22 protein-coding genes are annotated in these 22,205 nt (G+C 47.3%); 13 read left to right on the top strand and 9 right to left on the bottom strand.

Translation table 11 applies throughout. The features are described from left to right. Positions 1–6: 6 nt before the first annotated feature. Together NRIC_RS02810 and NRIC_RS02805 are read left to right on the top strand one after the other, a co-directional pair. On the top strand, positions 7–660 hold the full coding sequence (locus tag NRIC_RS02810; RefSeq protein WP_146621186.1) for a bifunctional 2-keto-4-hydroxyglutarate aldolase/2-keto-3-deoxy-6-phosphogluconate aldolase: 654 nt from the start codon (positions 7–9) through the stop codon (positions 658–660). Continuing rightward, positions 653–1,648 carry a sugar kinase gene (locus tag NRIC_RS02805; RefSeq protein WP_146621185.1) on the top strand — a complete coding sequence of 332 codons (996 nt, stop codon included), beginning with the start codon at positions 653–655 and terminating at the stop codon, positions 1,646–1,648. The genes NRIC_RS02810 and NRIC_RS02805 overlap by 8 nt, the downstream gene beginning before the upstream one ends. Positions 1,649–1,764: 116 nt before the next feature. Here the strand turns inward: NRIC_RS02805 and NRIC_RS19195 are convergent, their stop codons facing one another. Then, positions 1,765–1,914 carry a hypothetical protein gene (locus NRIC_RS19195; protein WP_175579980.1) on the bottom strand — a complete coding sequence of 50 codons (150 nt, stop codon included), beginning with the start codon at positions 1,912–1,914 and terminating at the stop codon, positions 1,765–1,767. Between the two features lie 174 nt (positions 1,915–2,088). Between NRIC_RS19195 and NRIC_RS02800 the strand changes: the two genes are divergently transcribed. After that, on the top strand, positions 2,089–2,745 hold the full coding sequence (locus NRIC_RS02800; RefSeq protein WP_146621184.1) for a DUF998 domain-containing protein: 657 nt from the start codon (positions 2,089–2,091) through the stop codon (positions 2,743–2,745). A 150-nt stretch (positions 2,746–2,895) separates the two neighbouring features. Here the strand turns inward: NRIC_RS02800 and NRIC_RS19190 are convergent, their stop codons facing one another. From NRIC_RS19190 to NRIC_RS02785, 4 genes are all read right to left on the bottom strand, one after another. Beyond that, positions 2,896–3,054: a hypothetical protein gene (locus NRIC_RS19190; protein ID WP_175579979.1), complete on the bottom strand. Its 159-nt coding sequence runs from the start codon at positions 3,052–3,054 to the stop codon at positions 2,896–2,898. Beyond that, a complete protein-coding gene (locus NRIC_RS02795; protein WP_146621183.1) occupies positions 3,051–3,491 on the bottom strand; it encodes a GNAT family N-acetyltransferase in 441 nt (146 codons plus the stop codon). Before NRIC_RS02795 ends, NRIC_RS19190 begins: the two co-directional genes overlap by 4 nt. Positions 3,492–4,210: 719 nt before the next feature. Continuing rightward, the gene (locus NRIC_RS02790; protein ID WP_146621182.1) at positions 4,211–5,584 is read right to left on the bottom strand and encodes an MFS transporter; all 1,374 of its coding nucleotides are present in this window, start codon (positions 5,582–5,584) and stop codon (positions 4,211–4,213) included. Positions 5,585–5,756: 172 nt separating this feature from the next. Next, a complete protein-coding gene (locus NRIC_RS02785; RefSeq protein WP_146621181.1) occupies positions 5,757–6,560 on the bottom strand; it encodes a TraX family protein in 804 nt (267 codons plus the stop codon). A gap of 192 nt (positions 6,561–6,752) precedes the next feature. On the opposite strand from NRIC_RS02785, the gene NRIC_RS02780 reads away from it, so the two are divergent. From NRIC_RS02780 to atzF, 10 genes are all read left to right on the top strand, one after another. Next, positions 6,753–7,169 (top strand): hypothetical protein, encoded by a 417-nt coding sequence (locus NRIC_RS02780; RefSeq protein WP_146621180.1) that lies wholly within the window; start codon positions 6,753–6,755, stop codon positions 7,167–7,169. Between the two features lie 298 nt (positions 7,170–7,467). Continuing rightward, positions 7,468–7,794 (top strand): P-II family nitrogen regulator, encoded by a 327-nt coding sequence (locus tag NRIC_RS02775; protein ID WP_146621179.1) that lies wholly within the window; start codon positions 7,468–7,470, stop codon positions 7,792–7,794. Between the two features lie 12 nt (positions 7,795–7,806). Then, a complete protein-coding gene (locus tag NRIC_RS02770; protein WP_146621178.1) occupies positions 7,807–8,160 on the top strand; it encodes a P-II family nitrogen regulator in 354 nt (117 codons plus the stop codon). A 21-nt stretch (positions 8,161–8,181) separates the two neighbouring features. Then, the gene (locus NRIC_RS02765; RefSeq protein ID WP_146621177.1) at positions 8,182–9,243 is read left to right on the top strand and encodes an ABC transporter substrate-binding protein; all 1,062 of its coding nucleotides are present in this window, start codon (positions 8,182–8,184) and stop codon (positions 9,241–9,243) included. A 33-nt stretch (positions 9,244–9,276) separates the two neighbouring features. Continuing rightward, positions 9,277–10,086: an ABC transporter permease gene (locus NRIC_RS02760; protein ID WP_146621176.1), complete on the top strand. Its 810-nt coding sequence runs from the start codon at positions 9,277–9,279 to the stop codon at positions 10,084–10,086. Positions 10,087–10,097: 11 nt separating this feature from the next. After that, complete coding sequence (locus NRIC_RS02755; protein WP_146621175.1) at positions 10,098–10,898, top strand: ABC transporter ATP-binding protein; 801 nt, start codon at positions 10,098–10,100, stop codon at positions 10,896–10,898. 19 nt (positions 10,899–10,917) lie between these two features. Continuing rightward, entirely contained in the window at positions 10,918–11,574 is a 657-nt protein-coding gene (locus tag NRIC_RS02750) for an urea amidolyase associated protein UAAP2 (RefSeq protein ID WP_146621174.1), read from the top strand. A gap of 2 nt (positions 11,575–11,576) precedes the next feature. Continuing rightward, positions 11,577–12,290, top strand: coding sequence for an urea amidolyase associated protein UAAP1 (locus NRIC_RS02745; protein WP_146621173.1), 714 nt, complete (start codon positions 11,577–11,579; stop codon positions 12,288–12,290). A gap of 4 nt (positions 12,291–12,294) precedes the next feature. Next, positions 12,295–15,915, top strand: coding sequence for an urea carboxylase (uca, locus tag NRIC_RS02740; RefSeq protein WP_146621172.1), 3,621 nt, complete (start codon positions 12,295–12,297; stop codon positions 15,913–15,915). Between the two features lie 2 nt (positions 15,916–15,917). Next, the gene (gene atzF, locus NRIC_RS02735) at positions 15,918–17,609 is read left to right on the top strand and encodes an allophanate hydrolase (protein ID WP_146621171.1); all 1,692 of its coding nucleotides are present in this window, start codon (positions 15,918–15,920) and stop codon (positions 17,607–17,609) included. A gap of 131 nt (positions 17,610–17,740) precedes the next feature. Here the strand turns inward: atzF and NRIC_RS02730 are convergent, their stop codons facing one another. The 4 genes from NRIC_RS02730 to NRIC_RS02715 are packed head-to-tail and all read right to left on the bottom strand — an operon-like array spanning position 17,741 to position 21,961. After that, the gene (locus NRIC_RS02730) at positions 17,741–19,000 is read right to left on the bottom strand and encodes a CaiB/BaiF CoA transferase family protein (RefSeq protein WP_146621170.1); all 1,260 of its coding nucleotides are present in this window, start codon (positions 18,998–19,000) and stop codon (positions 17,741–17,743) included. Positions 19,001–19,019: 19 nt separating this feature from the next. Next, entirely contained in the window at positions 19,020–20,021 is a 1,002-nt protein-coding gene (locus NRIC_RS02725; protein WP_146621169.1) for an electron transfer flavoprotein subunit alpha/FixB family protein, read from the bottom strand. A gap of 10 nt (positions 20,022–20,031) precedes the next feature. Further along, complete coding sequence (locus NRIC_RS02720; protein ID WP_146621168.1) at positions 20,032–20,817, bottom strand: electron transfer flavoprotein subunit beta/FixA family protein; 786 nt, start codon at positions 20,815–20,817, stop codon at positions 20,032–20,034. Positions 20,818–20,833: 16 nt separating this feature from the next. Then, on the bottom strand, positions 20,834–21,961 hold the full coding sequence (locus NRIC_RS02715; protein WP_146621167.1) for an acyl-CoA dehydrogenase family protein: 1,128 nt from the start codon (positions 21,959–21,961) through the stop codon (positions 20,834–20,836). Between the last annotated feature and the right edge of the window lie 244 nt (positions 21,962–22,205).

Raw genomic sequence — 22,205 nt, 5'->3', positions numbered from 1 at the left:
AAAGGAATGAAACGAGTAGAAATTTTATCACGTTTGGAAAAAGCTGGCGTTATTGCAGTCGTTCGGGGAAAGGATCAGACAGAAGCCCTTCTGGCGAGTCGCGCGATCATTGAAGGTGGCATACAAGGGATCGAAGTAACCTTTACTGTTCCAAATGCGCAGGCGGTCCTTCAAGAATTAGCCGCTGCCTATCAAGGTCAAGAGGTAGTGATTGGTGCTGGGACAGTATTGGATGCGGTGACGGCTCGTCTGGCGATCATGGCGGGGGCTGAATTTGTGGTCAGTCCTAGCTTTGACTCTGAAACGGCTGAGCTGTGCAACCTGTATCAAATTCCCTACCTGCCAGGCTGCATGACGATCACGGAAATGCAACGTGCCCTGAAGAGCGGTGCGGATATCATCAAGTTATTCCCAGGAAGTGCCTTTGGTCCAAGTATGGTTTCAGCAGTGAAGGCGCCTTTGCCTCAGATCAACCTGATGCCGACAGGTGGAGTCAGTCTGGAAAATATGGCAACTTGGTTCGATGCAGGAGTCGTGGCAGTCGGTGTAGGCGGAAATCTATTGGCTCCAGCGGCAGAAGGAGATTTTTCCAAGGTGACAAGGATGGCTCGTCAATACACCGATCGGTTAGCAGAAATTCGAGGAAACAAGCATGGCTAAAGTCGTTTGTTTCGGTGAGATCATGCTGCGCCTGACTGCTGAAATGGGTGTTCGGTTGAATCAGGCAGAACAACTTGCTGTTTATTACGGTGGAGGAGAAGCCAATGTGGCAATCTCATTAGCGAATTACGGGCATCAGGTCGCCTATGCCAGCAAGGTGGCTGACAATGCGCTCGGTCAGGCGGCTGAAAATCATTTGAGAAGCTATGGGGTTTCCACAGAGCCTTTATTGAAAGGCTCTGGACGTCTAGGAACCTATTATGTGGAGCAGGGCGTCGGGCAAAAAGCGACGAAGGTGGTTTACGATCGTCAAGGCTCTGCCTTCGCGTCAATGGCCGAACTGGAATGGGCGTTGTTAGAGTTGTTTGCAGGCGTGGACGTTTTCCATGTGTCGGGCATCACGCCGGCTCTCTCTGAAGCTTGGCGGGAATGGACGATCCAGTTGATGCAAGCCGCTAAAACGGCTGGCTGTAAGGTCAGCTTTGACAGCAATTACCGTCAAACCTTATGGAGTCAGGAAGAAGCCGGTAAATTTTTACAAACAGCCTTGCCGTATGTCGATTACTGTTCTGCGGGCCGCCTAGATGCGATCCATCTTTTAGGGATTGAAGAAACCACGGCTGACGTCAGCGATTATTATCAACTAATGCACCAACGGTTTCCCAATATTCAAGTGTTCTTTTCTACCAATCGCGTGGTCCATTCCACCAGCGTGAACGAACTGCAGGGAACCCTGTGGAGCAATGGGGAAACGTATACTGCGAAGCCTTATTTGATTGACCCGATTGTTGATCGCATTGGTGGCGGCGATGCTTTTACCGGCGCCATCCTGCATGGGCTGCTGAGTCAAAAAGTTCCACATGAAACCATTGAATTTGCCACGGCTGCGGCTGTGTTGAAGCATTTTGTCAAAGGCGACTGCAATCAATTTAATGAAGCAGAAGTTCTTGCGTTTATGCAAAGTGACAGTGCGAAGATTCATCGGTAAGTAAGAGACCCACCTTCGATTGGCTGAAGGTGGGTCTTTTGAGTAGATCTTTTCAAGAAAAACAGATAGCAGCCAAACCGTCACTCAAAAAGGATGGCTGTTGTTTTTTTTGTAAATCAATCGGAGAGGTGTCGTTCCTTTAGTTCTTTGAGAATGTCTTTTAACAGCTTGACGATTTTGAGTAGGCTGACAGCAACGATGCCTAGCAGGAGATAGAGCAGTAAATAATTGAATAAACCAAAATAAAGGGCAGTTTCAGCGTGCATGTTGTTTACCTCCTTAGCGGTTCTACCATCAGTGTACGAAATTCCTCATTAAAAATGCGTTTTTCGATCATTGATCTTTTCAAAATCGGAAAGAAACGGGCGCTAATCCTGAATCATGCACTCTCTGCTTTGTTCGCGCTATAATTAACCGAGCGAACGCTGGGAGGAACTTGTATGAATACCTTGAAAAAATACGGCTTTCATTTTTTATTGATCGGAGTGATCAGTGATTTTTTGACGCCTTACGTATTGGGCTTGTTTTATCCTGCCTTGAATCAACGGACGATGGTGATTAGTCTGGTGGGAGAGGTCGGCAGTCCGGTTCGTGGAGCCTTTTTGGTTTGGTCGGTCGTTGCGGGTCTATTTTATGTGTTGTCGCTGCCGGCGGTCTATGGTCTGTTTAAGGAAACGTCCCGTTCACTGGCGTTTTTATTGACGGCAGCGATCGGGATATATGGTATCGGAGATTGTATTTTTACCGGCTTGTTTAGTGTGGATACGGAACAGGCAGGCTGGTCGTTGTCAACTTGGATTCACAATGTGGGCTCGGGTATTGGTTATGCGGGCTTTCTAATATTTCCGTTGTTCTTGGTTTTGCTTTACCATAAACAAGGCAAGATTGGGGAAAGTCGTGGATACTTGGTTTTGCTTGTCCTCAGCTTGATTTTTGCGGGAATCTACGGGGTAGCGCGGACACCGATCACAGCGGATTTTCCGTTATTCAATCAATTAGGCTTGTGGCAGCGAGTGAGCTTCTTCTTCAATTATATCCCACTCACGTTATTTGCGCTTCGGCAGCTGTTCGTTTTTAAGAATCAGTCATTTTTGTAAGGGAAATTAGACAGATGCGCGCTTGCTTTTTTCGACGCGTCAACCTGAATTGGTTTTTCTCTTCGCTGGTCAAAAAACAACTATACAGATTATCGCAGAGTATCACAACAGAGCACCGCACGAAATCGGCGATACTCTGTTTTTTTTGATTTAAATCGAATCATACCTTTGTGGGCTGATCAATCCGATGCTGGTAGCAAAGAGCTGTGATTTGGCTTCGAGTTCGATCTTCATTTTCTCAAGTTCAATGCGGGCGGCGGTATTGCTTTTATCGATCAATTCTTTTGATTTTTCAATAGCTTCCTTCATAGCGATTCCTCCGTTGTATAGGGTGTGGTCTCTAGTTTTTTCGCAAACCAGAAAAAGTCGATCTGGTGTTTGGAAAACGGAAAGAGAAACACATGGTAGTCTCTTTTCAAATAAAACAGGCTGGCTGATTTTCGACCAGTCAAAATTACTTTTGCTGCCCGTTGTTCGCGAGCAAAGGCTTCGCAGCGGTCCATCAGCTGGCTGCCGATGTGCCTTTTTTGACTATCTGGCGACACAGCGACTTGGCGAATGCGCGCGAATCCGAATGGATATAATTGGATCGCTGCAGTGCCGACGACTTTGCCTTCTTCAATGGCTACAAAAGTTGTTCGTTTGGCTTCTTGATTCAAGTTCACGGTCGTACCTAAAATCTGTTCACGCAAGGTGATGGCCTCAAAGTGCTGTTTGCTGAAGGTGGGTGCTAATTGGATTTTCATGATCAGACCTCCTTAAAATAAAGTTGAGTATTTAGTTCGGTACCGAAATATATTTTACAAGAATTATACTTCGGTACCGAATTAATGTCAACAGTGAACGAAAAGCTATTTTTATGAGTATCCGAATGAACGGATGAGAGGCAGATAATGGTACAGGTTTGTTCCTAAGGGCCTTCACTGAGCTGACGCTCTTACCATTCAAACGATACGTTTTGGTCTGGAGTTGGTGTTTGGCTAAGTTTCTGGTGATGGCACTGTTTCGGAGGTGCGGCAGGTACGATTGATCTGCTTGAATGATGGGAGATGGAGAAGTGGGTGGTATATGTTGGATAAGAACAATCAGAAATGTTGCCTTTTGTGTGGAAAGTGATTTTTGGAGGCGGAATAAATGAATGAATAGAGGTATCCACTGCCTTGAAGAACTGTATACCCTTTACAAGAGTAATCGGGCATACGTAAAAGTCTGCCCGATTTTCCATAAAACTAAGTGTGCAGAGTGGTCTTAAAACCTGCACGCTGCTGAGCATTCATATTTCCTATGCTATAGATCGAAATGGCGACGTTAAGCAAAAAGTATCCATAGGTTGTTGACGAAGCTGACACACTACCAAGTCAGGATCGCTGGGGGCAATGGTCTGTTCGATTCGATCCCCCTGCACTTTGGTGATCCGCAGGTTGATCAATTTCAATACGGATACCAACTGACGGATTTCTCTCCGTCAGTTTTTTGCGCTGCTTTTTGTTTTGAAATAACGAAAAATCGAAACAAAGGCGGCTATCAAAAGCGCTAATAAAAACAGCAGGGACAATTGCGAGCCGAGAATGGTTCCTTGGATGAAATCGGCCTGGTGTACTTGAGTCAGATTGATGATCGTTGCCACAATCGCCGTCGCCACGGCACCAGAGAATTGCTGCAAGGTATTGAACAGCGTGTTTCCGTCGCCGTATTCGGTTTCTGTTAAGCGATTCATACCAGTGGTCATCAGATTGCTGTAAGAAAAGCCGATTCCGACCATGTAAAACACATGACCGGCAACAAAGCCCAGCAGAATAGGGATGCGTAGCAGCAGAGTCAAGCCGATCCAACCAAGCGTTGCAAAGGCTAGACCGAATAAAATCGGTTTCTTTGGACCAAGGTTGTCCAATACTCGTCCAGAAATCGGCGCTAGGATCGCTCCGATCGCTGCACCTGGCAGCATGACCAGCCCGGCGAGAAAGGCATTTTTGCCTAAAACGATCTGCAAAAAGTTGGGCAAGACAAAGGAAATCCCCAGCAGCAGAAATTGACAGACTAAAAATCCGGCCAAAAACAAGCGGAAGCCGCGATTTTTAAGGACTGTCAGCCGGACCAATGGATTATCGGCATGGACAGACTGATGGGAAAACAAGGCAAACCCGGCGGCTCCGATTGCCAGCGGCACGAAACTAATCCAAGTACCCAACTGATTCAAAAACAGCAGCAGGCCGCTGAATAAAAGAGCAACCCCCAGCAAACTCAACAAATCTAAGCTCGTGGTCTTTTTGACCGGAAGCTCAGGAATGGCGCGCAATCCAGTAATCAGCGAGACTAACAAAACCGGAGTCAAAAATAGGAAAATATAATGCCAAGACAAACCCGCTGTCAATAGGCCGCCGTATGTAGGACCGATGGCTGGAGCGATTGAGGTCGTCAGGGTGCCGATCCCCATCATCGTGCCGCGTTTATTCATCGGCGTATACGTCAAAATAATATGGAACATCAAGGGCAAGGCGATTCCGGTACTGATGCCCTGCAGGATTCGGCCTGCCAGCAGCACCGCAAAGGTTGGAGACCAAAAGTCAGTCAGGACTCCCGCCAAAAAGAATAGGTTCGCCAAGACAAACAGCTTTCGGATCGAATAGTTTTTCAATAAGTAGTTGGCAAAAGGCACCATGATGGAGATTACCAAAAGATAAATGGTGGTGACCCATTGCACCAAAGCGGTGGAAAGGTCAAATTGCTGGATCAATGTCGGGAAGGTCACATTCATCGCCGTCTCGATCAAGACGCCGGAGAAGGACATGATTCCTGTTGCTAGTACCGCCGGAATCAAGCGGATCGATTTTTCTTTCATACAATCACCTCGTCATTTTTTATCGACAGAACTCCTGAACAACAAAAAAGAGGCGTTTCTAATTTAATAGAAACCGCCTCTCTCTCGACACGTGCAGGCACGCGTTATCTGTACGATTTATTCACAAATTGGATTGTAAAACTTTTCAGTCCGTGCGTCAAGGGGGAAAGACTTATTTTTGTAACAGGAAGCTGACGATCGCAAACAGTGCGATGTGGGCAGGGTAGAAATAGTAGAAGAAATTCCGCATGCTGCGGCCTTTTTCGCCATTGTACAAAATGATTGGAACCGCTGAGAGCAGCATCATCCATTGGAAGTTTTCAGTGAACGGGTGCTGCAATCCTCCCGCAAACAAGACGATTAGAGCGATCACGACCAGTGAAGCGGCTTGCAACGCTTTTTTGCCATGGAACAGATAGAACAAAACAGCCAGCAGCACGAACAGGAAACCGCCCTCTGTCAATAACAAGGTTGGGATTAGGAACGTGAAGGTCCGGAAAATGCCCATAGAAACCGTGCTTAATTCTCCCTGAGCCAAGAAGAACAACGGAAGGGCACTCAGCAGAAGTGGCACGACGAACCAAAGAATTCCTTTTAAGAAGGTCCGACTGCTTTTTTCGCTGACACCATTTCTCAGGTGTTCGACCGCCTGCATAAAGACGGTTCCTAAAAAGATCGTACCGAAAATATTGTTGATCACTAACTCATTATCCACGCTGAAATACGTTTTTAAGATCCAGTCGATTCCACCCATGATCCAAAACCCTACCAGCAAACGAAACATGTATTTTTTACGACTTCTCGTATGGACGAAGCCTTCTGAACTTTCAAATAAGAAAATCGGTGCGGCGATTCGACCGATCCAGTGGAACCACAGCGGTGCTCCCAGAAAGGTAAAAAATTGCCCGAGATGATCGATGACCATCGTGATCACCCCGATGATTTTTAATTGAAACCCATTAAGACCCTTTTGCATAACGATTACTCCTCATTCGACAGATTGATGAGCAATTTTTTGCTCTTCTGTTACGTAGCATAGCGAAAATGATCAGATTCCGCCATTTATTTGACTATCAATCAGCTTACAAAATTGTGAGATGCGGAATGTTTGGGTTGCTTCCCTTGGAAAAACGTTCAACAATAGAGAAAAAATAAAGGAGGAGATTCTATGGATGAGCCGAGGATTCAACCCTTGAGTCTGCGAGGCGATTTTCTTTTAGCGATACTGGCTGGAAAGAAAAAGACGGAATATCGCACGCGCAAATGGAATCTGTCGGGGGATCTGCTGCTGGCAGCGACACGCAATACGAAGGAGATTCCGCAAGGCCAAGAAATTTTGCCTGGCTATGCGATGGCTGTGGTCTCCGTTGTGGGCAGACACCAAGAGACCAATGGAGAATGGGCGTATGAACTGTCCAACATCCGAGCGATCACGCCGTTTCCGATTCGAGGGTATGCAGGAATTTATTATACTGCTCTGGAAAGGGTGGACTATCGGCCGGAGCTAGAGGGGCTGACAACAGAGGCGTATGTTGAGAAAATGAAACGAGAAGGCTTTCGTTTCGTGAAAAGCCCTAAAATTTAGAGGAATCGATCAGAAACTGCTCATTCAACGATATGAGCAGCTTTTTTCGGGGTATATAGAAAACTCATGTTATAAAACATAACATTAATTGTCTTAATTTTCAAAAAACTTTGCTCTTATGTCATAAAATATAACATAAACTATTGAAAGTTCTTCAAAAACACTTTATGATTAGAAAAAAATATCCAGAGTCATTTACCTGCCGGGGTCAATGGGTCATATGGAGAACGCTTAGCACTGGTAGGCCTCTGAGTGCGAGAGGTCTACCAGTTTTTTAATTTAGAAGGGATGGATATGTATGAAAATGATTCGAGCAATGGTACGACCAGAAAAAGCTGATGAAGTCTTGCATGAGTTGGCGGAAAAAGGATTTGTCTCGGCGACACGATACAGTGTGCTGGGTCGCGGGAAACAGCGCGGACTGAAACTAGGGGATGTTTATTACGATGAGATCCCAAAGGAAACGATCGTGCTTGTCGTAGAAGATCAGGACCGGGAGAAAGTAATCGATACAATCCAGCGTGTCTGCCGTTCAGGTGATGAAGGCTCCTTTGGCGATGGAAAGATTTTTGTTTTGCCGGTAGAAAAAGCCGTGACGATCAGCAGCGGCGCTGAAGCTTTGTAAGGAGATGATTTGATGAAATTAGTGACAGCGATCATACGCGACAACAACTATTACGAAACAAAAGCGGCATTATTGGCTGAGCATTTCTTTTCACTGAGCACCTATCGGGTATTAGGTCGTGGTCGAGAACAGCAAATGTATGCGATCAATGATTCGGATGTGAGAAAATCTATCAAGAAATATCCGTTCGTTAGCAAGCGAATCATTGAAATCTATATCGAAGAAAAAGAAGTGGAACGATTGATTCGAACGATCCTGTCGGTCAATCAGACAGGAAACAAAGGTGACGGGAAAATCTTTGTCACGCCGGTCGAAGAGGTGATCCGGATTCGAACCAAGGAGACGGGCATCGAAGCGTTGGCGTAAAAAATAGGGAGTGGAAAATGTATGAAAAAACGAATGAGCTTATTCATGATGGTGTGTGTTTTGGTTTTGTTTTTGACTGGCTGCGGGGGCAATGACGGGGGAGCGGCTGAGAAATCCAGCGAGTCGTCGTCGGAGGAGCCGATCAAGATCGGTGTCAGTGCGTTTCCTGGTTGGTACACTTGGTATGCCGTTCAAGGCTTCGGCGCCTTTGAAGAGAACAAGGTGGATGTGGAGCTGGTGTGGTTCAACACCTATAGTGATTCGCTGCAGGCCTTCAACAGCGGGCAGATCGATGCGGTGTGTGCCGCTTTGAGCGACACAATCTCGCCAGCCTTGAGTGACGTAGATTTTAAAGTCGTGCTGATCAATGATAACTCGGCTGGAGCAGACGGAATCGTTGCCCAATTGGAGATCAAGTCGTTGAAAGACTTGAAGGGAAAAACGGTAGCAACAGAGATCGGAACGATCGAGCACTTCTTCTTGTTGAATGCCTTGGAGACAGTTGGACTAACAGAAGCAGACATCGATTTGACCAATATGACAGTGGAAAATGCGGGACCGGCAGTTATTTCCGGACAGGTGGATGCCGCCAGCTTATGGGAGCCGTCTCTCAGCTATGCCGCTTCGGAGGGAGATACGAATTTGTTGTTTGATTCGTCAGAAATTCCCGGCTTGATCCCAGACACATTGATGGTTAGCGGAAAGCTCTTGAAGGAGCATTCAGACGACGTTCAAAAAATCGTTCAGGCGTATTTTGACGGAATGCAGCAATATGTAGAGAAGCCGGACGAGGCTTTAGGCTACATGGCTAAGCAGGCGGATATTAGTGTCGAAGAGATGAAAACAGCAATGGCCGGAGCTCGCTTGTTCTCGATCGCAGACAATCATGCGGCTTTCCATGAAACCGCAGAGAACTATTCGTACCTGCCTTATACCGCAGAAAAAACGGCAAAATTCTTGCTGGATCAAAAAATGGTTTCGTCGGAATTGGAAGATCCTGAACAGATTTTCGATTCTAGTTACATCGACAAACTGTACGAGGAGTCACCAGATAAGAAGGTACCGAATACTCAGGCAGACTAGGAAAACAATCGTTCATTCGAAGGAGGCGAGTTGATGGAGAGTAAAGCATTAGCAAAAACAGGCACAAAAATCAGACTTCGAAAGGGCATCTCGAAGCAAAAGTATTCGGTGATCGCCGCGGCTGCTTTTATTTTGGTCTTGGCCCTTTGGCAGGGGATTAGTACCAGCGGCTTGGTCAGTCCAATCTTTTTACCAGCGCCAGCCGCAGTTGTAGAGGCTTTTACTACCAGTTTAAGGGATGGTTCGCTGGCAGCCGATACATGGATCAGTTTTTCTCGAATCATGAAGGGCTTTTTGTTAGCGATCGTGATCGGCGTACCATTAGGCGTTCTGGTCGGTTCCTTTTCAAAAATCGAGGCGTTCATTTTACCGCTGACAGAATTTTTCCGGTACTTGCCGGTTCCGGCCTTTGTTCCGCTGATCATGGTGTGGGTAGGGATCGGAGAAAATGCCAAGGTCGCTGTGATCTTGTTGGGAATTTTGTTTCAGCTGATTCCCATGGTGGCTGACAATGTGAAAAGTGTTCCGTCTAACCTGATCAACGCAGCTTATACTTTGGGAGGCAAATCGACGACGGTGATTTTCAGAGTAATCTTGCCGGCGATGCTGCCAAAGCTGATGGAAAGCTTGCGCATGATCATGGGCTGGGCTTGGACTTATCTAGTAGTAGCAGAGTTGGTAGCAGCCAACTCCGGCTTAGGCTACAACATCTTGAAGGCACAGCGCTTTTTAGATACTTCGTCGATTTTCATGGGAATCTTGGTGATCGGATTGCTAGGATTGATCACCGATCGACTGTTTGGCTTGTTGAATAAGGCCCTGTTTCGTTGGGTTGAGGAATAGGAGGAATCAAGATGGCAGCAATAACAGGTGCATTCGGGTTGGAGGCAAAGGTCGCCAACAGCAAGATCTCGTTTGAAGGGGTCAATAAAATCTATTCGTCAAAGAAAAACCAGGTCGTGGCGCTGCGCGACATTGACTTAGAAATTTTAGACAATGAATTTCTCTGTGTCGTGGGTCCTTCCGGCTGCGGAAAGTCGACACTGCTGCGGATACTCGGCGGCTTAGAGGACATCAGTTCAGGCAGTATCGTACTGAATGACCAAGAGCTTGTGGGTCCGGGAGCTGACCGTGGGATGGTGTTTCAAGGCTACTCATTGTTTCCGTGGCTGACGGTAGAAGAGAATATTGCCTTCGGATTGAAGATCAGCAAAACACCCAAAGCAGCGATTCAAGCGATCGTGGACCGCTACATTGACGTTATCGGGTTGGAACAATTTCGCCACAGTTTGCCAAAGGAGCTGTCTGGCGGGATGAAGCAGCGGGTTGCGATCGCTCGTTCGTTGGCCAACAGTCCAGAGATCCTGCTGATGGATGAACCCTTCGGCGCTTTGGATCCTGAAACCAAAAGCACGATGCAGCTGCTGATGCGAGAAATCTGGGAAGTCGAGCGGCCCACGATTTTGTTTATCACCCATGACATCGAAGAAGCGGCTTTTCTAGGACAGCGGGTCGTTGTGATGAGTGCAGGTCCGGGTGAGATCAAACGCTCTGTGCCGATTTATCTGCCATATAAAAGAAGACTGGCCTTGAAGGATGAACCTGAATTCATTGAAACTAAGAAAAAAATCGATCAAATCATACACGCTGTATAGCAGCGAAGGAGGGAATCACATGGCATTTGTACCTGTCATCAGCAATAAAAAATCAGAAAATTCTGACTATAAGACCGACATCTTGGCCGGAGATGGTTGGATGAAAACGATCAACAAGGGGGACACCCTCCGTATCGTTGATCTAGACGGCAATCAGGCTGCCGACACGTTGTTTTTTCTAAAGGACGATCCGGCCGATCACTATAGTGCCAGTATGACGATCCAAGAACAAGCCAGTTTGTATTTATCTACTGGGACTGTTTTGATGAGCGAGTCTGGACGAGAAATGCTGAGGATCACCGCAGATACCTGTGGGCAGCATGACACGATTGGTGGTGCGTGCTCTTGTCAAAGCAACACCGTCCGCTATCAACGGGAAAAGGTTCATATGCATGCGTGCCGAGACACCTTTATGCTGCAAATGAGCAACTATTCTGGTGCGTACACTTTTTCAAAAAGAGATCTAGCACCCAATATCAATTTTTTTATGAATGTACCTGTGGCTCCTGATGGCGGCTTGGATTTTAAAGATGGCGTATCAGGCCCCGGCTATTATGTAGAGCTGGAAGCCTTGGAAGATGTGATTGTGTTGATTAGTAATTGTCCGCAGTTGAATAACCCCTGCAACGATTACAATCCAACACCGATCCAGGTACTGCTTTGGGAGGGGGAATAAAAATGAAGCTGGTTTATACAAAACGTTTGTTGCCAGGCGAGAAATGGTCAGAATACGTAGGCGCCGGAAAATGGATCCGCTTGATCGCAAAATCGGAGGACTGCAATTTGGTGATGGGGGCTTATCATGCAGAGCATCCAGAGGAAAAGTACAACATGCCGGACTCTTTAAAAGCGCAGCATACATTCTTCCTGACGCAGCAGCATCTGTTAATGAGCGACAATGGAAAAATGTTGATGAGTCTGATCAAGGATACTTATGGCTGGCATGATACAGTTTGCGGACATACGCTTCGGCGGAAGATCCAAGAAAAATATGGGGAATCGACGTATCAAATCGACCGTAATCAGCGACAGCGCAACAGCTATGACAATTTTTCCATCGAGCTGTTTCGCCGAGGCCTGGGGAAACGGGATCTGTCTGCAGTGGTCAACTTGTTTTCCAAGGTAACCGCTTCACAGGACGGTACACTTTGTTACCACGCAGAGAATACGCTGGATAAGGAAGTGGTCCTACGTACAGATGCACCGGTATTGCTGCTTTTATCCAACACCCCGCATCCTTTGAATCCTGCTACGGAGTATCCCAGAGGCGAGATTCAATTGGAAGTGTATGAGGGGATGACCGCAGATTTGCTGGACCCAGTTGTATCGAGCTGCGGCGAAAATACGCGGGCATTTGAAAATAATTTGGTGGAAAATCAACTAGAAGGGTGATCGAATGTTTAAAAAAGTACTTATTGCCAATCGTGGGACCATCGCTGTTCGAATCATTCGCACGTTGAAAAAGATGGGGATCGTCTCGGCAGCAGTCTATGCAGAAGCGGATGAAAAGAGCCTGCATGTCGAGCTTGCTGACGAGAGTTACTTGCTGCAAGGACAAACAGTCAATGAAACCTACCTAGATACGGAGCAGCTGCTGGCGATTGCCAAAGATTGTGGAGCCGATGCAGTGATCCCAGGGTATGGTTTTCTCAGCGAGAATGCTGATTTTGTAGAACAATGTAATGAAAATGACCTCGTGTTTATCGGTCCAGAGAGTCGGCATATCCGCGAATTTGGGATGAAGCATTTGGCGCGTGCCTATGCCAAAAAAGCCGGTATTCCGATGATTGAGGGTACTGAGCTGCTGGAGCATCCGCGTCAGGTGAAAAAGGCGGCCAACGCCATCGGGTATCCAGTCATGCTGAAAAGCACGGCAGGCGGTGGTGGAATCGGTATGAAGATCTGCTGTAACCAAGACGAACTATTGGCCTCTTATGCGTCTGTGGTCAATCAGGCCAAAGCCAATTTTGGAGATGGCGGAGTATTTTTAGAAAAATATGTTGAGAATGCTCGGCATATCGAGGTCCAGATTTTCGGCAATGCTGCTGGTGAGCTGATCACCATCGGAGAGCGGGACTGCTCCTTGCAGCGGCGAAACCAAAAGGTGGTGGAAGAATGTCCCGCCTTTGGGATCACAGAAGCGACCCGCAAAGCGCTGCACCAAGCAGCTGAGAAGTTAGGAAAGGCTGTGAGCTATCGCAGTGTTGGGACGGTGGAATTTCTCTACGATGTGGTCAGCGAACAGTTTTACTTTTTAGAAGTCAATACACGTCTGCAGGTGGAACACGGAATCACGGAAGAAGTTTTCGGCATTGATTTAGTGGAGTGGATGATTCAAGAAGCAGCGGGTGAATTTTCCGGATTGGAAGAACGTTCGGTGGAGCCGCAAGGCGTCAGTTTGGAAGCACGCATCTACGCGGAGGATTTTTACCATGATTTCCGTCCAAGTATTGGTCTTGTCGATACAGTCAAGTGGGGAGCAGACGCGCGGATTGAGACCTTTCTCTCCGATCATTTAGAGATTTATCCGTTTTATGACCCGATGCTGGCTAAAGTGATCACCAAAGCTGCGACACGACAGGCGGCTTTAGAAAAATTGATCGCCAGCTTGAAGGAGACGCAAATTCAAGGGATCGAAACCAATCTTTGGTTCTTACAAGAAGTCCTGCAGCAGCCGCAGATCCGCTCAGGAGAGGTCACCACTAAAACGCTGGAGCAGCTGCCGATCGAGGTTCCCGCGTTGGAAGTAATTGACGGTGGATTGAACAGTACTTTGCAGGATTATCCCGGCCGGGTAGGCTATTGGGGTGTTGGTGTGCCGCCCTCTGGATCGATGGATGCACTTTCTGGCCGACTTGCCAATATGATTTTGGGCAATTCGGAGGAAGTCCCTGTTCTTGAATTGACCCTTGCAGGGGGACAATGGCTGTTTCGCGGTGAACTGGAATTCGCTTTGACAGGCGCCGATCTTTTCCCGATGTTAGACGGCCAGCCGGTTCCGATGTATCAAGCAGTCACTGCAAAAGCGGGACAGCGATTGAGTTTTGGAGATCCGAAGAACGGCATGCGGACATACGTAGCAGTAAAAAATGGCTTTCATGCTGCCAAGGTCTTAGGTAGTGCCTCCTGTTTTACATTAGGAAATTTTGGCGGAAAGAATGGCCGCACGCTGCAAGCTGGAGATGTCTTGCATCCCTTGCCAACCGCTGCCAGTGAAACGGTCCGCTTTTCAGAAACGTTTGAATTGAAGAAAACGGAACAGGATTGGCTAATCCACGTGACACCGGGTCCCCACTGTACGCCAGAATTCCTCGATCCCGGCTTTTTAAAGGAGTGTTGTGAAACCAAATGGGAGGTGCATTTCAACAGTTCACGGACCGGCGTTCGCTTGATCGGACCCACACCTAAATGGGCGCGAAAGGACGGAGGAGAAGCGGGATTGCACCCGTCAAACATCCACGACAATGCGTATGCGATTGGAACGGTCGATTTCACGGGAGACATGCCGATCATCTTAGGGCCGGATGGACCGAGTTTAGGCGGTTTTGTCTGTCCAATGACCGTAATCACCAGCGATCTATGGAAGCTGGGTCAGCTAAAACCAGGAGATACACTGCAATTTCGCTTAGTCGAGGTAGAAACAGCGGATCAGTTGAATGCCGAGCAGGAGGATTTGCTGCAGCAGCCGTTGAGCGCAGCGATGCTTCATGCCCTTTATCGAAACAGTAAAGCGGATCAGACTAAGCAGCTGGCTGGAACACCTGATTATCCGATTTTTTATCAAGAAAAAAATGCGGCGGGCATCGATTTGACGATCCGTTTATCTGGGGATCAGTATTTGCTGCTGGAATATGGCGAAATGGCCTTGGATTTTATTTTGCGCGTTCGCATCCATGCCTTGTACCGAGAACTGAAGAACAGCAACTTGCCGCTTGTCAATTTAACTCCGGGGATTCGCAGCCTGCAGATCCATGTCGATACCAAGCAAATGCCTTTGAAGGCGGTTTTGCAGGAAGTCGTGAAGCTGGATCAGGGCTTGCCTGATTTGGAAAATGCGGTCTTTCCTTCTCGAATCGTTAAGCTGCCTCTTTCTTGGAATGATCCTCAGGCGGTGAAAGCCATGGAACGATACCAAGACAATGTTCGCTCGGATGCCCCTTGGTGCCCGGACAACATTGAGTTTATTCGCAGGATCAATGGGCTAAATTCCAAGGCGACTGTGCAGGAGACGATCCTATCCGCTAAATATATGGTTTTGGGATTGGGAGATGTGTATTTAGGTGCTCCCGTAGCGGTGCCGATCAATCCGATCCATCGTCTGGTAACGACGAAATATAATCCTGCACGAACGTGGACCCCGGAAAATGCTGTCGGCATTGGCGGAGCATACTTGTGTGTGTATGGAATGGAAGGTCCTGGCGGCTATCAGCTGTTCGGTCGGACGATCCAAATGTGGAACCTGCAAAAGGAGACGGATTATTTTTCCAAGGAGAAACCTTGGTTATTGGATTATTTCGATCAGTTGCAATTCTTTTTGGTTTCTCCCGAAGAGCTGCTGCAGTACCGTAAAGACTTCCTGAATGGGAAATATGCCCTTGAGATCGAAGAGACAACCTTTTCGATTAAAGACTATTTGACGCAGACCGCCGAACATCAAGAGGAGATCGCACAAGTAAAAGAGCGGCAGCAAGCAGCCTTTGAAGCAGAAAGAGAAGCTTGGCGCAAAGAAGGATTGGCAGAATTCATTCCAGAAACATTAGAGGAAACGCCTGCGGAAACACCGACGATCCCAGAAAACAACGAAGTCTTAACCTGTGCGATCCCCGGCAGTGTTTGGAAAATTTTAGTGGACGAAGGGGATTACGTAAAAAGCGGCGAGCCGATGATCGTTACTGAAAGCATGAAGACAGAGATCGCGTATCATGCGCCTTGTGACGGGAAAATTTCAGAGATTCTGATCAAGCAAGGCGACATCTTGCGCTCAGGCGAATCGCTGGCATTTATTGAGGGGGTCTGAACATGAAGTCTTTAACCATTCATCAACTGCACGAGGGGTACCGCGAAAAAGTCTTTACCATCGAAGAGGTGATTGATAAGGCCTTAGCTGCCGCACACGAATATCAGGAATATCATTGTTGGATCCATCTGCTGGAAAAAGCTGAAATCATGCGCTATGCGGCGCGTATTCAGTCCTTTTCGATGAGGGAAAAGCCGTTATGGGGAATTCCTTTTGCGATCAAAGACAATATCGATTTAGCCAACGTACCTACGACGGCTGCTTGTCCCGAATTTTCATACATTCCTAAGCATTCAGCGAAGGTGGTGGAGCAGCTGATCGAAGCAGGAGCGATTCCTATTGGAAAAACCAACATGGATCAGTTTGCGACGGGATTAGTAGGCACTCGTTCACCTCACGGTGCCACTCGAAATGCCTTGAACCCCGAGTTGATCAGCGGCGGCTCCAGCTCTGGTTCTGCTGTAGCGGTCGCGCTTGGCCAAGTATGTTTTGCTTTAGGTACAGATACAGCAGGCTCGGGCAGGGTACCCGCGGCTTTGAACAATATTATCGGCTACAAAGCAGCCCCCGGCCGCTATTCGACAAAAGGAGTCGTCCCCGCTTGTCAATCATTGGATTGTGTCTCTATTTTTGCCAATACAATGGCAGATGTTGACTTGATCGATCAGCAGCTGACCTCTGAAAAAATGGGTACATCCGCTAAAAGGAGCCGACCGAAGATCCTTTTTCTGCCGGATCAGCTGGAGTTTTTTGGCCCTTATGCTAAGCTTTATGAGCTGTCGTGGAAACAGACAGCGGCTTACTTAAAAGAAAAAGAAGATGTAGAAATCTTGGAGATGGCAGAGCTTCAAAAGGTCGCCCGTTCTCTTTACGAAGGGCCCTTCGTTGTCGAACGTGACGTGGCGATCGGAGGATTTGCCGAGACTCACCCAGCGTCGATCAGCGAACCTTTGGCGACGATCCTGAAGCAAGCAAAACAGACCAACTATTCTGCCAAGGAATGGATTGAGGCACAGCATTTTTGTCAGCATGTAGAGGATACATTGAAGGAAAAGCTGTCGGGCAACTTGCTTGTTTTGCCGACTTGTACAGGAACCTGGCGCATCGATCAGGTCCTTGCTGATCCGATCTTCACGAACAGTCAGATGGGACTTTACACAAATCATTGCAACTTGTTGGGGTTGAGTGCTGCAGCTCTTCCGGCTCCAATAGACAGCAAGCTGCCTTTTGGCATTACCTTGTTTTCAACTCCTGAGGACGAAGCTCTGCTGAAAAGCTACGCAGCTGAACTGGAAAAGGAGCATGCGAAGACCGAGCTGGTTGTTTGCGGCCTGCACATGCGCGGCTTCCCGTTGGAAAAAGAATTTCGACTGCGCGGTGCAGCTTTTGCTTACGAAGCAGCGACCTCGGCGGACTATCGCCTGTACGAATTAGATACAGAGCCTCGTAAACCGGGACTGGTTCGCTGCGAAGGCCAGGGGGAAAGGATCGAAGTGGAGGTTTGGAAAATTCCCAACGATCAGCTAAGCAGCTTTATTCAAACGATCCCTTATCCTTTAGGGATCGGAACCGTCGAGCTTTCCAATGGAGAAGAGAAACTAGGATTCGTTTGCCAACGCTTTCCGGCAGATTGCAAGCACGAGATCACTTCATATCGGTCATGGCGGAATTATCAGTTGGGGTTGAAGGTGTAGAAACCTATAATAAAGTGACTAAGTAGTCAGTGACAGAACAAAACTCAGGCAGATTCGCTGTAGCACTATCCGAGAGAAGACAGGCAAAAAGCAAGGCTCCGGCCTTGCTTTTTGAGTCATTGTATTAGGGATCAAATCAATTCTTTTTCCCGCAGTACTGCTATTTTTTCATCGTCATAATTCAAAATTTTTCGCAGGATGTCTTCAGTATCTTGGCCTAGGCTTGGCGCTCCTCGCCAGACTTTTCCTGGTGTTTCGCTCAATTTTGGTACGATACCAAAGGCGGTGACTTCTTCACCCGTTGTTTGGTCTTGATAGCGGATGAAATTCTCTCGTTTGATGAAGTGCTCGTTTTCCAGACAATCTTTTGCGGTATTTACCCGGCTGCAGGGAACTTTTACAGCTGCCATTGCTGCTTCGATTTCTTCCGCTGTTCGCTCTGCACACCAGGCAATCGTTTTTTGATCCAATTCCTGTCCTTTTTCAGAGGCAACGGCTTCAACGCCGGAAGAGCAATCCTTGTAGTTGAAGTAGTCTAGATCAAAGCCGGCTCCCTTGATGAACCGTTTGTACACGCCAGGACCGAACGCGCCCAATGCGACATCGTAGCCGTCTTTTGATTTGAATAATCCGTAAGGCTGGAAGGCCGCTGATTTGTTGCCTGTTCGGCCGCGAATATTTCCAGTCATCGTGTAGGTGGTGAAGGTGTCGCACATGTACATCGCCATTGCTTCATATTGTGCGACATCGACGATTTGGCCTTTTCCGGTTTTTTGTACAGCTGCGTAGGCAGCAAAAATTCCAAAGACTGTAGCCATCGCGGAAACAAAATCATTGGTCCATGGTTTCGCAATGACTGGATCGCCATCAGCGTCTCCATTTAAGTTCATCCAGCCGGAGAAAGCTTGACCAATCATATCGTAGGAAGCACGATCGCAAAATTCTGGCACTCCGCCGAACGCTGGGTTGCCGTAGCCGCTGACATGAATGATGATCAATTTTGGATTGACTTCCAGCAAATCTTCGTCACGGATGCCTAACTTTTCAAGCCATACCATGTTTTCCATAAAAATATCAGACTGTCGAATCAGTTCGTAGAAGGCTTCCTTGACCTCTGGATGCTTTAGATTCAACTCCATGGTCATGCTTAGCTTATTGCGTCCATCCTGTACCCAGGAAGTACTTACTTTTTTTCCATTCACTTTTGCGAAAGGAGCCAAGCCTCGCAAGGTGTCGCCTACGCGCGGCCGTTCGATATGAATCACTTCTGCACCAAAATCAGCCATCAATGTTGCGGCATAAGGCATTGCCACCAAAGAGCCCGTATCAACGATTCGAATTCCTGCAAAGGGACCAAATTCAGGGATTAAAAATTCTCTTTTTTCTGTCATGTTCCTCTCTCCTTTGTTCTTATTCCTGTTGCTTGCGGCGTTTGATTTCGCGAATGACGGCTGGAATCAATTCAGTGTAATCTGCGGTGATCCCATAATCTGAGACGGAAAAAATGTCGGCTTCGCTGTTTCGATTGATGCTGATGGTTGTTTGTGCATTCTGAATCCCGACGATGTATTGAACAGCACCAGAGATTCCAATGTTGATGATCAGCTTTGGCTTGACCGTCGTACCACTTTGACCAATCTGCAGCTCATGAGTAAACCAGCCTTGATCTACTAAGGGTCGTGTACACGCGATTTCGCCATGGATCAAGGCTGAAAACTCGTTTATCAATGCAAGATCATTGGATTCTTTGACCCCGCGTCCGCAGGCAACGATGATTTCAGCATCGGAGATTGAACCGCCTTTGTCAGAGAGGGGACAGCTTTCCAGCACTTCGTAGGCTTCATCATCCAGCACTTCGACTGTTTCCTGAATGATTTCCCCTTGGCAATCTGTTTTTGGAGTGAGTTTGCTGAAAACACCTGGTCTTACAGTCGCCATTTGAGGTCTAGCCTGTTCAATCACGATGGTGCATAGGATGTTTCCGCCATAAGATGGTTTTTCTTGTACCAATAATCCTTGGTCATCGATTGTTAAATCAAGACAATCTGCGGTCAGTCCTGTTTGCAGCTGGCACATGACTCGCGGCGCCAAATCTCGTCCTTGAGCAGTCGCGCTAAATAAAACGATGGCCGGACGATAACGCTCAATCAGCTGCAACAAAACGCGTTCATAGGTTCGCGGCTTATATTGTTTTAGACAATCATTATCGACGACACGTACTGCATCTGCGCCATAAGCCAGCAGCTGTTTTGCTGCAGCAGTGATGCTGCTTCCTAACAAGATGGCCGTAATGGGTTGATTAGAACGTTCTTTTAATTCCACTGCCTTTGCAAGAAGTTCAAAAGAAGCTTCGTTGATTTGCCCCTCTTGCTGCTCGGCGATCACCCAAAGGCCGTGTTCTGTATTGTTCATGAAAGACCTCCTAAATCAGATGCTGCTCCTCGAAAAGATCTACCAAGGCTGCAGCAATTTCTTCAATACTTCCATTCATCCGGTGCAGGTTTCCTGTTTCATGCACCGGCTCATAAATCTTGCGCACAATCGAAGGAGAGCCTGCTTGACCAATCCGGCCTTCATCACAACCCAACTCTTCGCTAGACCAGATAAATTGCGGTTTCTTTCCCGCCTTCATGATATTGATCGGAGTTGCATAGCGGGGATCGTTCAATTCACTCGTCACGGTCAGTAAAACTGGCAAAGAAACCTTGACTGTCTCAATGCAGTGCTCTAGTGCCCGCTGACAGATCATCGAAGAGCCGTCTACAGTTATTGACCGAACAAAGGTCACCTGCGGAAGATCCAAAAAGCTTGCAACAATCGGTCCTGTTTGCCCTGTATCCGCATCAACAGCATGGCGCCCGAATAATAGGACATCCAGCGGTCCGATTTTTTCAGCAGCTTTGGCTAAAACATATCCCGTAGCCAGGGTATCTGCTCCTGCAAATTTACGATCACTCAGCAATACAGCTTCATCACAGCCCATAGCCAAGGCCTTTTTCAAAGCAGTTTGAGCCTGCAGCGGTCCCATAGTCAGTACGGTTACTTTCCCGCCATGCTGCTCTTTTAATTGAATGGCTGCCTCGATGGCGTGCAAATCAAAAAGGTTGATCGTGCTTTCGATACCTTCGCGCTCCAGATTTCCGGTTTTTGGATTGATTTTAACGTCAATGGTGTCTGGGACTTGTTTAATAAAAACGGCAATATTCATAAGAAAACTCCTTTTGCTACTGTGCTAATACGGTGCTTCCGATCAGCATCCGCAAGATTTCGCTGGTTCCTTCACCGATTTGCAGCAATTTCGCATCTCGTACAAAGCGTTCAACATGGTATTCTTTGCTGTAGCCGTAACCGCCGAATACTTGCAGGCATTCGTTGCAAATCTTAAAGCAAGTCTCGCTGCCAAACAATTTCACTTCCGCAGCTTCCAGCGTGTGCCGTTTTCCTTCCGCTTTGATACGGGCTACATTGTAGGTCATCAAGGTCATTGCTCGGATGCCTGCTGACATATCCGCGAATTTAAACATGATCCCTTGATGCTTGCCAATGGGCTGACCAAAGGTGTGTCGTTCATTTGCATATTTTTTGGCCAGCTGCATCGCATGTTCAGACAGGCCTGCGGAAATAGCCCCGATGCTTATACGAGCGCCATCGAGAGCGATCATGGCAATTTTGAAGCCACTGCCCAAATTGCCCAGCAAAGCATCCTTTGGCAGTCGCAGATTGTCGAAGGAAAGCTCAGTGGTACTGGTTCCTCGCATCCCCATCTTGTTTTCATGCTTGCCGACGATCAATCCCGGTGTGTCGGCTTCCACGATAAAGGCTGAAACCCCGCGAGCTCCTGCATCCGGTTCAGTTTTGGCTAAAATGACATAGACATCAGCGATACCTGAATTTGTGATCCACGCTTTCCCGCCGTTTAAAATCCAACTGTCACCTTCTGAAACAGCCTGCGATTTGATTCCAGCGACATCACTTCCTGCACAGGCCTCCGTCAAACCAAAAGCAAAAATTTGGCCAGCCGCCGCCATCGGCAAATATTTCTTTTTCTGTTCTTCTGTTCCATGATGCAGGATACAGTCCGCGGCTAACCAATGCGCATCCAGGAAAAGAGCTTCACTGGCACTTCCTTTCGCGATTTCATGAATAACGATCGCGCTAGTCACTGCATCTCCGCCACCTCCGCCATACGCTTCTGGCAAATGGATTCCCATCAAACCTAGTTCGCTCATTTTTTTGTGCAGGTCGTGATCAAACCCGCTGACGTCCATCCAAGCATCACGCGGCTCTACTTCCTTTTTTGTGAACTCTCTTACCATGTCTCGGATCATTTCCTGTTCTTCTGTAAAATTCATAGATAGCCTCCCCTTTCTTTTTGTCTATACTCTTATTTTAGGAAGCGTTTTCTACCTTGTGAATAAACTATTTTGTGGTAAATCTATGACATATTGCTTGATTCCTTGAGGATTGGTCTATTCTTGGAAAGATAGGAAAAGTGAGATGAGATTGACAGACTAAGCAGAATTCTTTATTTTTAGGGGGAATCCACCATTTTTAGAAAAAACAGTCTAGGTAAAATGGACGATTAGTATTCGATAT

This window comes from Enterococcus florum, assembly GCF_004309355.1.
Classification (GTDB): domain Bacteria; phylum Bacillota; class Bacilli; order Lactobacillales; family Enterococcaceae; genus Enterococcus_A; species Enterococcus_A florum.
Note: the sequence above shows the minus strand (reverse complement) of the source record. Positions and strands in the feature narration are given on the sequence as shown.

Bases quoted from the DNA above. Each gene is read 5' to 3' on its own strand.
- NRIC_RS02810 (WP_146621186.1), top strand. From the start codon at position 7: ATGAAACGAGTAGAAATTTTATCACGTTTGGAAAAAGCTGGCGTTATT.
- NRIC_RS02805 (WP_146621185.1), top strand. From the start codon at position 653: ATGGCTAAAGTCGTTTGTTTCGGTGAGATCATGCTGCGCCTGACTGCT.
- NRIC_RS19195 (WP_175579980.1), bottom strand. From the start codon at position 1,914: ATGCACGCTGAAACTGCCCTTTATTTTGGTTTATTCAATTATTTACTG.
- NRIC_RS02800 (WP_146621184.1), top strand. From the start codon at position 2,089: ATGAATACCTTGAAAAAATACGGCTTTCATTTTTTATTGATCGGAGTG.
- NRIC_RS19190 (WP_175579979.1), bottom strand. From the start codon at position 3,054: ATGAAGGAAGCTATTGAAAAATCAAAAGAATTGATCGATAAAAGCAAT.
- NRIC_RS02795 (WP_146621183.1), bottom strand. From the start codon at position 3,491: ATGAAAATCCAATTAGCACCCACCTTCAGCAAACAGCACTTTGAGGCC.
- NRIC_RS02790 (WP_146621182.1), bottom strand. From the start codon at position 5,584: ATGAAAGAAAAATCGATCCGCTTGATTCCGGCGGTACTAGCAACAGGA.
- NRIC_RS02785 (WP_146621181.1), bottom strand. From the start codon at position 6,560: ATGCAAAAGGGTCTTAATGGGTTTCAATTAAAAATCATCGGGGTGATC.
- NRIC_RS02780 (WP_146621180.1), top strand. From the start codon at position 6,753: ATGGATGAGCCGAGGATTCAACCCTTGAGTCTGCGAGGCGATTTTCTT.
- NRIC_RS02775 (WP_146621179.1), top strand. From the start codon at position 7,468: ATGAAAATGATTCGAGCAATGGTACGACCAGAAAAAGCTGATGAAGTC.
- NRIC_RS02770 (WP_146621178.1), top strand. From the start codon at position 7,807: ATGAAATTAGTGACAGCGATCATACGCGACAACAACTATTACGAAACA.
- NRIC_RS02765 (WP_146621177.1), top strand. From the start codon at position 8,182: ATGAAAAAACGAATGAGCTTATTCATGATGGTGTGTGTTTTGGTTTTG.
- NRIC_RS02760 (WP_146621176.1), top strand. From the start codon at position 9,277: ATGGAGAGTAAAGCATTAGCAAAAACAGGCACAAAAATCAGACTTCGA.
- NRIC_RS02755 (WP_146621175.1), top strand. From the start codon at position 10,098: ATGGCAGCAATAACAGGTGCATTCGGGTTGGAGGCAAAGGTCGCCAAC.
- NRIC_RS02750 (WP_146621174.1), top strand. From the start codon at position 10,918: ATGGCATTTGTACCTGTCATCAGCAATAAAAAATCAGAAAATTCTGAC.
- NRIC_RS02745 (WP_146621173.1), top strand. From the start codon at position 11,577: ATGAAGCTGGTTTATACAAAACGTTTGTTGCCAGGCGAGAAATGGTCA.
- uca (WP_146621172.1), top strand. From the start codon at position 12,295: ATGTTTAAAAAAGTACTTATTGCCAATCGTGGGACCATCGCTGTTCGA.
- atzF (WP_146621171.1), top strand. From the start codon at position 15,918: ATGAAGTCTTTAACCATTCATCAACTGCACGAGGGGTACCGCGAAAAA.
- NRIC_RS02730 (WP_146621170.1), bottom strand. From the start codon at position 19,000: ATGACAGAAAAAAGAGAATTTTTAATCCCTGAATTTGGTCCCTTTGCA.
- NRIC_RS02725 (WP_146621169.1), bottom strand. From the start codon at position 20,021: ATGAACAATACAGAACACGGCCTTTGGGTGATCGCCGAGCAGCAAGAG.
- NRIC_RS02720 (WP_146621168.1), bottom strand. From the start codon at position 20,817: ATGAATATTGCCGTTTTTATTAAACAAGTCCCAGACACCATTGACGTT.
- NRIC_RS02715 (WP_146621167.1), bottom strand. From the start codon at position 21,961: ATGAATTTTACAGAAGAACAGGAAATGATCCGAGACATGGTAAGAGAG.